Source organism: Nocardia veterana NBRC 100344 (assembly GCF_000308855.1).
Lineage (GTDB): Bacteria > Actinomycetota > Actinomycetes > Mycobacteriales > Mycobacteriaceae > Nocardia > Nocardia veterana.
This window is the reverse complement of sequence record NZ_BAGM01000055.1, coordinates 24,627-35,495: the sequence shown is the minus strand read 5'-3', so window position 1 is coordinate 35,495 and position 10,869 is coordinate 24,627. Positions and strand designations below refer to the sequence as shown.

The 10,869-nt window shown below is 68.9% G+C and carries 10 protein-coding genes and 2 pseudogenes; 5 read left to right on the top strand and 7 right to left on the bottom strand.

Features of this window, described 5'->3' with window-relative positions:
- From ON37_RS30885 to ON37_RS09415, 5 genes and pseudogenes are all read left to right on the top strand, one after another.
- The coding region (locus tag ON37_RS30885) for an LppP/LprE family lipoprotein (RefSeq protein WP_157171396.1) at positions 1-707 on the top strand (707 nt) is incomplete at its 5' end.
- Positions 708-1,049: 342 nt separating this feature from the next.
- Positions 1,050-1,472 (top strand): annotated as a pseudogene (locus tag ON37_RS34570) (WYL domain-containing protein); the annotation flags it as partial.
- 38 nt (positions 1,473-1,510) lie between these two features.
- Positions 1,511-2,077 carry a phenylacetaldoxime dehydratase family protein gene (locus ON37_RS09425; protein ID WP_040718474.1) on the top strand — a complete coding sequence of 189 codons (567 nt, stop codon included), beginning with the start codon at positions 1,511-1,513 and terminating at the stop codon, positions 2,075-2,077.
- Between the two features lie 161 nt (positions 2,078-2,238).
- Complete coding sequence (locus ON37_RS09420) at positions 2,239-2,868, top strand: arsenate reductase/protein-tyrosine-phosphatase family protein (protein WP_040718473.1); 630 nt, start codon at positions 2,239-2,241, stop codon at positions 2,866-2,868.
- 108 nt (positions 2,869-2,976) lie between these two features.
- Positions 2,977-3,381, top strand: a complete 405-nt coding sequence (locus ON37_RS09415; RefSeq protein WP_040718472.1) for a hypothetical protein — start codon at positions 2,977-2,979, stop codon at positions 3,379-3,381.
- 3 nt (positions 3,382-3,384) lie between these two features.
- Here the strand turns inward: ON37_RS09415 and ON37_RS09410 are convergent, their stop codons facing one another.
- From ON37_RS09410 to trpC, 7 genes and pseudogenes are all read right to left on the bottom strand, one after another.
- Positions 3,385-4,296, bottom strand: a complete 912-nt coding sequence (locus ON37_RS09410) for an acyl-CoA thioesterase (protein ID WP_040718471.1) — start codon at positions 4,294-4,296, stop codon at positions 3,385-3,387.
- A gap of 1 nt (position 4,297) precedes the next feature.
- On the bottom strand, positions 4,298-5,719 hold the full coding sequence (pyk, locus tag ON37_RS09405) for a pyruvate kinase (RefSeq protein ID WP_174362088.1): 1,422 nt from the start codon (positions 5,717-5,719) through the stop codon (positions 4,298-4,300).
- A 104-nt stretch (positions 5,720-5,823) separates the two neighbouring features.
- Positions 5,824-6,276, bottom strand: a complete 453-nt coding sequence (locus ON37_RS09400; protein ID WP_040718470.1) for a TM2 domain-containing protein — start codon at positions 6,274-6,276, stop codon at positions 5,824-5,826.
- A gap of 476 nt (positions 6,277-6,752) precedes the next feature.
- Positions 6,753-7,640: pseudogene (gene lgt / locus ON37_RS34045) on the bottom strand (prolipoprotein diacylglyceryl transferase); the annotation flags it as partial.
- Between the two features lie 318 nt (positions 7,641-7,958).
- Positions 7,959-8,750 carry a tryptophan synthase subunit alpha gene (gene trpA / locus ON37_RS09390; protein ID WP_174362087.1) on the bottom strand — a complete coding sequence of 264 codons (792 nt, stop codon included), beginning with the start codon at positions 8,748-8,750 and terminating at the stop codon, positions 7,959-7,961.
- On the bottom strand, positions 8,747-10,021 hold the full coding sequence (gene trpB, locus ON37_RS09385; RefSeq protein WP_040718468.1) for a tryptophan synthase subunit beta: 1,275 nt from the start codon (positions 10,019-10,021) through the stop codon (positions 8,747-8,749). The genes trpA and trpB overlap by 4 nt, the downstream gene beginning before the upstream one ends.
- Positions 10,018-10,842 (bottom strand): indole-3-glycerol phosphate synthase TrpC, encoded by an 825-nt coding sequence (trpC, locus tag ON37_RS09380; protein WP_040718467.1) that lies wholly within the window; start codon positions 10,840-10,842, stop codon positions 10,018-10,020. The genes trpB and trpC overlap by 4 nt, the downstream gene beginning before the upstream one ends.
- Positions 10,843-10,869 lie beyond the last annotated feature (27 nt).

Below are 10,869 nucleotides of genomic sequence, written 5' to 3'. Positions count from 1 at the left end.
GAAAACCCATGGCATCACGCAGGACGGTCGGACTGCTCACCTGCGCACTCGCATTCGTGATCGGCGGTTGTTCCGATCCCCGGTCGGCTCCGGTCACCGCCGGCCCGACCACGACGAGCACGCGCCCCGCCGCGACGACCGCGAGCAGCGCCGCACACCGGCCACCGCCCGCGCCGAGCGCCGAACCTCAGGCCCCGCCGGAGGAGAGCACCGCCGCTCGCCCACAGGGCGACCGGCAACCGGACGTCACCGCCCGGCCGTCCGAGGACCAGGGCCCCGCCCCACAATCGGCCGGCCACGGCTACTGCCTCGATATCAACTCCGAGGTGGTCGCGCACGCCGTCGCCACGCTCGGCACCGCACCCGGCGGGGACCCCTGGCAACCGCAGGCGGGCACCGAGGCCACCACCGGACACTGCCCGGCCCTGCTCTGGATGACCGCACAGACCCCGCGCGGGACGGCGTCGTCGCCGGAACACGTGCTGTTCTTCCACGACAACACCTACCTCGGCACCGCCGCGGCGAAACCCACCGCCTTCACGTCCGTGACCGGCTCCACCGACACCTCGGTCACGGTGCAGTACAGGTGGATCGCGGGGGACGAACCGAACTGCTGCCCGGCCGGCGGCCCCGTCACCGTCACCTACACCTGGAACGGAACCGCGGTCGTACCGGACCGGGAGCTGCCACCGGAGGTCACCGGATAGGCGCCCGGCCACGGCCCCTCGAGTGACCTGGATGTGCGTGCGCCCCGGGCGGGGCAGCCACCGGCCGCGCGCGGTTCCGGGACTGCGGTCAGCCGCCGGGACGAGCCGGCTGCCGGGCCACCCTCGTCGCATCCAGCGCCGGGACGGCGGCGAGCCGGACCGGCCCCGATCCAGGTTTTCGGCACGAGTGTTCCCCGCCCTTGCCGGGCGGCCTGGCCGTACCGAACCTGTCGCATCCCGGCAGCCGAATGTCATCCATCTGCCCGCTGCTCACGCCGCGACGAATCGGCGTGAGCAGCGGCGAGGTCGCGTTACGCGACGGCGGTTCCCGGGCATCGGCTCCGCTTCGACTACGTCGCGCCCGGAAAGGCGCCTCGTTCCCATATTGTCGACCCGATCGGGCAGATCACCGTCCGCAGCCGCACCTATCTGCCGGCCGTCAAGTCCGGCGAGGACCGGACCTATCGGCTCGCGCGAATGTCGGCCGCCGAGGAACTTCCCGAACTCGGCACCCGGCCCGATCGGGTCGATCTCGACCGGATCTGGGCTCAGCGCAGCGCCAGGTTCCTTTCCGTCCGCCGTGGAATGCGCGGGACAACCGAGCACAGTTCTGCGCCAATCGCATTGGAATCGCGGTCGGTTCGGCGCGACCGACCCGTCCCGATGACGCTGTTGCTTCGCCCCGTCCGACCGGGAGATCGCCGGGCCGGCGCACGCACCCGCGAATCGAACCGAGCCGGGTGCCGGCACGTGTTTTCCGCGTAGGGTGGGATCACGACCCGGGATCGAGAGAGGTCGCGCGCATGCGGGTGAATCGGCTGACAGCCGACCTGTCCGGCTATCCGGATCTGGTGGTGATCTACCTGGGTATGCGGGTACGCACCCCGCGCGGCATGCTGCGGCTACTGGGGCTGGGGCCGAAACTGTATCGCTCACACCGGGACCGACCCGACGGACTACTCCTGCACGAAGACGTCATCTGGTCGTTGTTTCCGCCGCACTGGGGCGCCCGGCAGTACTGGCGCGACCTGGAAAGCCTGGAACGCTGGACGCGCTCGGCGCCCCACCGCGACTGGTGGCAGCGGTTTCTGCGGGATTCCGGCGGCACAGGATTCTGGCACGAGGCCTATTTCCTGCGCGGCGGGATCGACACCATGTACGACGATATGACCACGCCGACCGGGCTCGGCGCCTTCGCCCCGACCCGTCCGATGCGCGGCGCACTGTTCAGCGCCCGCGGGCGCGCGCACGACAACGCCACGCGCGCGGGTGCTCGGAATCCGGATCTCGGTCCCGAACCCAGCGTCGCGCCCGTCGTTGGCGAGCGGCGCTACTACGAATCCGCCTCCGGTACCGACGATTCCAGGTGAACCGGGAAGCGCCGGACCGAGGAACCCGGACACCCGCTCAGCGAAATATCGGCAACCACTTGTGCACGACGCGCTACCGGTAAATGAACATCCAGCGAAATAAGCGGTTTTCGGCCGTCGCCGACTTCTCCCGGGACCGAACCCGCTCTACCGTAGCGGGCATGCACGTCCTGTTCGTCTGCACCGGCAACGTCTGCCGCTCGGTCATCGCCGAACGGTTGACCCGCGCCGTGGCCGCCGAACACGGCATCGACGATTTGACCGCGGAGAGCGCCGGCACCCGGGCACTGGTCGGATTCGGCGTCGAACCCCGTGCGGCACAGATCATCACGGGCCTGGGCGGCGACGCCGGCAACTTCTCAGCACGCAAACTGAAGCCCGAGATGATCGCGCGGGCGGATCTGATTCTCGCGATGACCGAGCAGATCCGTGACCACATCATCGACTCCGAGCCGACCGCCCGCTCCCGGACCTTCACCCTGCTCGAGGCCTACCGGGTGGCGAAGGTTTCCGGGGCCCGGACGATTGCCGAAATCGACAGTGCCCGAAACGATCTCGCCTTCGTGGGGCGGGAGAACATCGCCGACCCGGTGGGGTTGTCGAGCGAAAAGTACTGCGCCGTCGGGGACCGGATCGCCGAAACGCTGGTCCCGCTGTTGCTCGCCCTGCACGCGCATCGGGATCCGGCCCGCACGGAATCCGGTCGGCCCCGGTTGGTACTGCTGCCCGGTGGACGCATCGAGACCCCGCCGTGGGGAATCGAGCCGGTGCGAATCGGCCGCCACGCCTGAGCCTGTCCGGCGCCGGGCATGCCGCCCTCCCACCGATCCGGATCCGGGGTTAGACTCCCCCGGAAAACTGCCGACGCCGATGGTTCGACACCGGAACAGGACACAGACATGCCGAAACGAATTTCGGATGTTGCACTCCATGTTTACGTCACACCGGAAACGCTCGACCGCGTCGTGCACACCGTGCGCTGCGTGGTCGACGACCACCTCGCCGAGCACGATGTCTTCGCCTGGCGCTTCACCCTCCCCGTCGATGCCGACCAGCCCGCGCACACCGTCCTGGAGACTCAGTGGCGGCTGGACCACCCCGACCGCGATCCCGGGTCGCGCCGGACCTACGAAATCGCACTCAGCCTGGTCGGGGATCCCGATCAGCTGACGGAATCCGGATTGGCCGCGCTCGAGCACCGCCTGGTGCTCGGTATCGCGACCACCGCCGACGCGGTTCCCTATTCGATCCACGCGCTGCACCGCGACAGCTACGACTTCGACGAGAACCGCGAACTGATCTGATCCCTACTTGCGCGCCGGGAAGTGCCGGATCACGCCCTCCTGCACGACGGTCGCCAGCAGTTCGCCCGCCCGAGAGTAGAAATGCCCGGTGGCCAGGCCGCGCGAACCGGCCGCCACCGGTGACTGCGTCGCGTACAGGGCCCAGGCGTCGAACCGGAAGGGACGGTGGAACCAGATCGAATGGTTCACCGTCGCCGCCACGATCCGGTCGAAGCCCCACGACAGGCCGTGGGTGGTGATGATCGAGTCCAGGACCGTCGTATCCGACGAATAGCCCAGAACCGCAACGTGGATCAGCGGATCGTCGGGCAGGGTGCCGTCGGCCTTCATCCACACACGATTGTGGTTCAGGGTGCCGCCGGTGCCTTTGAGCACCCACGCCGGGTCGTTGGTGTAGCGCATATCGATCGGATGCGGCGCCTGGACGAACATCTGCAGCTTGTCCTCGAGCCCGCAGAACGACTCCTCCACCCGCGGCAGGCTGTCCGGATCCGGAACCTGAGGCTGCGGGGCGGCATGCTCCAGCCCCTTGGCCCAGTCCTGGAACGCCGCCAGCATCACGAACAATTCCTGATCGTCCTGATACGCGGTCACCGTGCGGTTGGCGAACGCCCGCCCGTCGCGGTGCCGCTCGACCCGGTACTCGATCGGTTTGCGAACGTCACCGCCGCGGACGAAATGCGCGTTGACCGCATGCACCGGGCGACCCGGTCCGACCGTCCGACCCGCCGCGATGATCGCCTGCGCCACCAACTGCCCGCCGAACGTGCGACTCCACACCTTCTCCGGGTGATGGCCGAGGAACACGTCCTCGCCGATCTCCTCGAGATCGAGCAGGCCGAGCAGCACCGCGAGATCGTCCTGCCCGGTGGTCTCGCGATCGGTCTCGACCGATTCGCCCAGTGATGCGCTCACCTCAGTGGTCCTCCTCGCCGATGCGATGCACGTGGATCAGGTTCGTCGAGCCGACCGTACCCGGCGGGGAACCGGCCACGATCACGACCAGATCGCCCTTGGCGTACCGGTTCAGCGAGAGCAGTTCCTTGTCGACCTGGCCGATCATCTCGTCGGTGGTGCCGACCGGCGGCACGATGAACGTCTCCACACCCCAGGTCAGCGCGAGCTGGCTGCGCACCTCCGGCAGCGGAGTGAACGCCAGCAGCGGCAGCGGGGTGTGCAGCCGGGCCAGCCGGCGCACCGTATCGCCGGACTGGGTGAACGCGACCAGCGCCTTGGCATTGAGCCGTTCGCCGATATCGCGGGCGGCATAGGAGATGACACCACGCTTGGTCCGCGGCACGTGGGTCAGCGGCGGCACCCGGGTCGAGGATTCCGATTCCACGGCGTGCACGATGCGCGCCATGGTGCGCACCGCTTCGATCGGATACTGGCCGACCGAGGTCTCACCGGAGAGCATCACCGCATCGGCGCCGTCGAGCACGGCATTGGCCACATCGGAGGCCTCCGCGCGGGTGGGGCGGGAGTTGCCGATCATCGATTCCAGCATCTGGGTGGCCACGATGACGGGTTTGGCGTTCTCCCTGGCCATCTGGATGGCCCGCTTCTGCACCAGCGGCACCTGCTCGAGCGGCAGTTCGACACCGAGATCACCGCGCGCCACCATGATCGCGTCGAAGGCGAGCACGATCGCTTCCAGGTTGTCGATCGCTTCGGGCTTCTCGAGTTTGCCGATCACCGGAACCCGCCGGCCGACGCGATCCATCACGTCGTGCACCAGCTCCACATCCGAGGGCGAGCGCACGAACGACAGGGCGATGAAGTCGACGCCGAGCTTCAGCGCGAACTCCAGGTCCTGGATGTCCTTGTCGGACAAGGCCGGAACGGAGACGTCCATCCCGGGCAACGACACGCCCTTGTTGTTGGAGACCGGCCCGCCCTCGGTGACCCGGCAGACGACGTCGTTGCCCTCGACGCGGACCACGGTCAGACCGACCTTGCCGTCGTCGACGAGCAGCCGGTCACCGGCCTTGGCGTCCTCGGCGAGCTGCTTGTAGGTGGTGGAGACGCGATCGTGGGTGCCGTCCACGTCGTCGACCGTGATCCGCACCTCCTCGCCCGTCGCCCACGTGGTGCGGCCGTCGATGAATCTGCCCAGGCGAATCTTCGGCCCCTGGAGGTCGGCGAGAATGCCGACGGCACGGCCCATCTGATCGGCCGCGTGCCGCACCTTGTGATAGTTCTCGGCGTGATCGGCGTGTTCCCCGTGACTGAAATTCAACCGGGCCACATCCATGCCGCTGTCGACAAGTTCGCGGATCCGGTCCTCGGTGGCGGTCGCCGGCCCGAGGGTGCACACAATCTTTGTCCGTCGCATCACGAACCGAGCCTAGTCCTGTACAAGATGTCCCGCTGATCGGCACACCCGTCACTGGCGATCGACGAAAATATGACCCACCTCACATCACCGATCGACATGGCATATCACTCCTGCAGGGGGCGGTTGTAGGGGTCGCGGACCTTGCCGGTGAGGATCAGGATCGCGTCGATGAACGGCCAGATCCCGCCCAGTCCGCAGGTGAAGACGGTGACCACGAGCTGCGCGATACCGATGCCGGTGTAGCCGAGGTAGAAACGGCCTACACCGAGGCCACCGACGAACAACTGCAGCAGACCCGCGGTCAGCTTCGATTTGTCCGAATAGGGCTCGCCGTACATGTTGCGGCCGTAGGGCGCCTCGGGATCCATGCCGTAGGGCGCGGGCGCGTAACCCGGCGGCGGACCGTAGGGCTGGGCGTACGGGTCGGCGGGCTGACCGTACGGCTGGCCGTAGCCGGGCTGGCCGTAGCCGGGCTGTCCGTACGGGGTGCCCGGGCCGGTACCGGGCGCACCGTACTGCGGGCCGTAGCCGGGCTGCGGCTGATAGGGGTCGGTCACCAAGTCCTCCTCTTCGAGCGGACGGCCGCTCAGCTCTTGTTCGCCTTCTTCGGGCCCTTACCCCGGGTGCCCGAGCCCGGGCCTGCGGTACCGCCCGCCGGTGCCGCGACTTCGGCCGCACCGGTGTCATCGCCGTCGGCGACCGGATCGTTGCCGGTGCCGGTGGAGTTGTCCGATTCATCGGTGGATTCGCCCGATGCGCCGGTCGAGTCGGCCGAATCGCCGGTGGATTCCGCGGCGGTGGTCGGACCAACCGCGTCCGATTCGGTGGATTGCGTCGTCGCGGGCGAACCACCGTCCGACTCGTCCGGAATCTCCGGGCCCTTGCCCGATGCCTCGGATTCCGCCGATTCCACGGCGCTGCCGCTCGCCGGCGTCGTGTCGGGGCTCGCGCCCGCGGCCTCGGCGCCGCTTCCCGTCGCGACCTGCTGGGCGGCGCCGTGGCGGCGCAGCGCGCCCCACTGCCACGGCCACGGCCGGTCACCACCGGGAGCCAGCTGCGCGGCCGTTTCGCGGCCCTTGGTGGCGAGGACGAAATAGACCAGCGCGCACAGGAATACGATCGCGGAGGTGTAGGAGTTGACGCGGATGCCGAAGATGTGGGTGGCCTCGTCGTCGCGCAGCAGCTCGACCCAGAAGCGGCCGAAGGTGTAGAGCGCGACATACAGGGCGAACAGCCGACCGTGGCCGATCCGCCAGCGTTTGTCGACCGCCACCAGCACCAGGACGCCGAGCAGATTCCAGATCAGCTCGTAGAGGAAGGTCGGCTGCACCACCTTCTCCACCACGCCGGTGGACACGCCGTTCATCATGTCCAGCTGGCCGTCGGAGTCGAAGCGCAGATAGATCTCGAGCCCCCACGGCAGATCGGTCTTGCGGCCGTAGAGCTCCTGATTGAAGTAGTTGCCGAGGCGGCCGATGGCCTGCGCGAGCAGAATCGCCGGGGCGATGGCGTCACCGAAGGCGGGCAACGGAATTCGATACACCCGGCAGCCGATCCAGGCGCCGATGCCACCGAGCAGCACCGCACCCCAGATGCCGAGCCCGCCCTCCCAGATCTTCAGCGCGTTGATCGGATGCCCGCCCGCGCCGAAGTACTTTTCCCAGTCGGTGGCCACGTGGTAGAGCCGGCCGCCGACGAGTCCGAACGGGACCGCGAACATCGCCACATCCAGTACCGCGCCGGGCTGGCCACCGCGCTCCCGCCAGCGCCGCTCGCCCCACCAGATCGCGACGATGATGCCGATGATGATGCAGATCGCGTACGCACGCAGCGGGAACGGGCCCACATCCCATACGCCTCGTGGCGGACTGGGGATATATGCCAGAACCGCCCCACCGTGCACATCGACGCCGTCTGCCAGGACTGGAAAAGTCACGGGCCCCACCGTAACGGAGCGCGGCCGAACCGCCCAGTTCGCGGTGGGCGAGTAATCCGTCCGAGGGCAGTCGGGAGGCAGCCGACACGCCGCGAACACCGGAACGCGCTCGCCCGGCCGGTACGCGCGCCGATCAGCGGTCGGAGGATGCGGGCTCGTCAGCGCACCTTCTGCCACGGCCGCCCGGGTGTCCGCCACCATCGCGCCCGGGCGTGGCTGCGCGGCGGGACCCGTTTCGCGAGCCGCTGCGTGATCCGGCTCGCGTACTCGAAACTCGGCCCGGTTCGCCCTCAGCGCGTGTGTCTAACCGGCGACGGCGGCCGAACGCACGCCCTGCGCCAACTCGGCGGTCAGGGTACGCACCTGCTCCAGCCCCGCGCCCGCGGCGGTCACCAGGGCCGAACCGACGATGACTCCGTCTGCGTAGGAGGCGATTTCGGCCGCTTGGGCGCCGCTGCGCACGCCGAGGCCGACACCGACCGGGATGTCGGAGTGGGCGCGGACACGGGCGCACAGTTCCGGCGCCGCCGAGGACACCGCATCGCGGGCGCCGGTGACGCCCATGGTGGAGGCGGCGTAGAGGAACCCGCTACTGGCCTCGATGGTCTTCACCAGCCGCTCCTCGGTGGAGGACGGCGCCACCAGGAAGATCCGGTCCAGATCGTGGGCGCGGGAAGCGTCGAACCACTCCCCCGCCTCCTCGGGAATCAGATTGGGCGTGATCAGCCCGAGCCCGCCCGCGGCCGCGAGATCGCGGGCGAACCGGTCGACGCCGTATTGCAGCACCGGATTCCAATAGGTCATCACGACGGCCTTACCGCCGGCCGCGCTGATCGCCTCCACGACCGAGAACACGTCGCGCACCCGCACCCCGCCGCGCAGGGCCTGCTCGGTGGCGGCCTGAATGGTCGGTCCGTCCATCACCGGATCGGAATACGCGATGCCGACTTCGATGATGTCGCAGCCGGATTCGACCATCGCGGTGCACACGTCGATCGACCCGGCCAGGTCCGGATATCCCGCGGGTAGGTAACCGATCAGCGCGGCGCGACCCTCGCCGCGGCAGGCCGCGAAGGTGGATTCCAGACGGCTCACGAGCGTTTCTCCTCGGCGGATCCGTTGTCGTCGAACAAACCGAACCAGCGCGCGGCGGTATCCATATCCTTGTCGCCGCGCCCGGACAGATTCACCAGAATGATTGCGCCCGAACCCATTTCCCGCCCCAGCTGCAGGGCACCGGCCACCGCGTGCGCCGATTCGATCGCCGGGATGATGCCCTCCGTACGCGACAGCAGCAGCAGCGCGTCCATCGCCTCGGTGTCGGTGATCGGCCGGTATTCGGCACGGCCGACGTCCTTGAGGTAGGCGTGTTCGGGGCCGACGCCCGGATAGTCCAGACCCGCCGAGATGGAATGCGATTCGATGGTCTGGCCGTCCTCGTCCTGCAGCAGGTACGAGTAGGCGCCCTGGAACGCGCCCGGCCGGCCACCGGCGAAAGTGGCCGCGTGCCTTCCGGTTTCGACGCCGTCGCCGGCGGCCTCGAAGCCGACCAGCCGCACGCCCTCGTCGTCGATGAACGGATGGAAGATGCCGATGGCGTTGGAGCCGCCGCCCACACAGGCCACCACGGCATCGGGCAGCCGGCCGGTCTGCGCCCGGACCTGAGCGCGCGCCTCGAGTCCGATGATGCGCTGGAAGTCGCGCACCATCAGCGGGAACGGATGCGGCCCGGCGGCGGTGCCGAAGCAGTAGTAGGTGCGGTCGGCGTTGGTGACCCAGTCGCGCAGCGCCTCGTTGATCGCGTCCTTGAGAGTTTGCGATCCGGTGGTCACCGAGACCACCTCGGCGCCCAGCAACCGCATCCGGGCGACGTTCAGCGCCTGCCGGGCGGTGTCGACCGCACCCATGTAGATCACGCAGTCGAGGCCGAGCAGCGCACAGGCGGTGGCGGTGGCCACGCCGTGCTGACCGGCGCCGGTTTCGGCGATCACCCGGGTCTTGCCCATGCGCTTGGCCAGCAGCGCCTGTCCCAGCACGTTGTTGATCTTGTGCGAACCGGTGTGGTTCAGATCCTCACGCTTGAGCAGAATGCGGGCGCCACCGGCGTGCGCGGACAGCCGGGTGCATTCGAAGACCGGTGAGGGCCGGCCGGCGTAGTCCCGCTGCAACCGGTCCAGTTCGGTCAGGAATTCGGGATCGACGCGGGACTTGTCGTATTCGGCGGAGACCTCCTCGATCACCGCCATCAGCGCCTCGGGCACATGCCGGCCGCCGTACACGCCGAAGTGACCACCGACGTCGGGCTCGTGGCTGCGATGGGTGACGCCCTCGCTCGCCTGGGGCAGCGGCTCGTGCACGCCGGTCATCGGGTGACACCCCGCCGCAGCGGGCGCGGGCACGACGGGTGCGTACCCGCGGTCACCAACTCCGAGACGGCGGCGCGCGGGTCACCGCTGGTCACCAGGCTCTCGCCGACCAGCACCGCATCGGCGCCGGCGCCGGCGTAGGCGAGCAGATCGGCCGTGCCGCTGACCCCGGACTCGGCGACCCGGATCACCTCGGTCGGCAGTCCGGGGGCAATCCGGGCGAAGACGTCGCGGTCGACCTCGAGGGTCTTCAGATTGCGGGCGTTGACACCGATGACCGAAGCCCCGGCGGTGAGCGCGCGGTCGGCCTCCTCCTCGGTGTGCACCTCGACCAGCGCCGTCATCCCGAGCGATTCGGTGCGATCGATCAACGAGGCCAGCACATCCTGCTCCAGGGCGGCCACGATCAGCAGAATGACATCCGCGCCGTGCGCGCGCGCCTCGTGGATCTGATACGGGCCGACGACGAAATCCTTGCGCAGGATCGGGACGTCCACGACCGCGCGGACCGCGTCCAGATCGTCGAGCGAGCCGTGGAAGCGGCGCCCCTCGGTGAGCACGCTGATGATCCGCGCACCACCGTCCTCGTAGGCCTTCGCCAGGCTGGCCGGGTCCGGAATGTCGGCGAGCTCACCCTTGGACGGGCTGGCCCGCTTGACCTCGGCGATGACTCCGATCCCGTCGGCGTGCAGAGCGGCGAGCGCGTCCCGCGGCGCGGGTGCGGCGGCGGCGGCCTTCTTGACGGCCTGGAAATCCAGGAGGGCTTCCCGAGCGGCCACATCCGCACGGACCCCGTCGAGAATCGAGTCGAGTACCGTCATCTGGCTCGAATCCTTTCTGGGGAGACG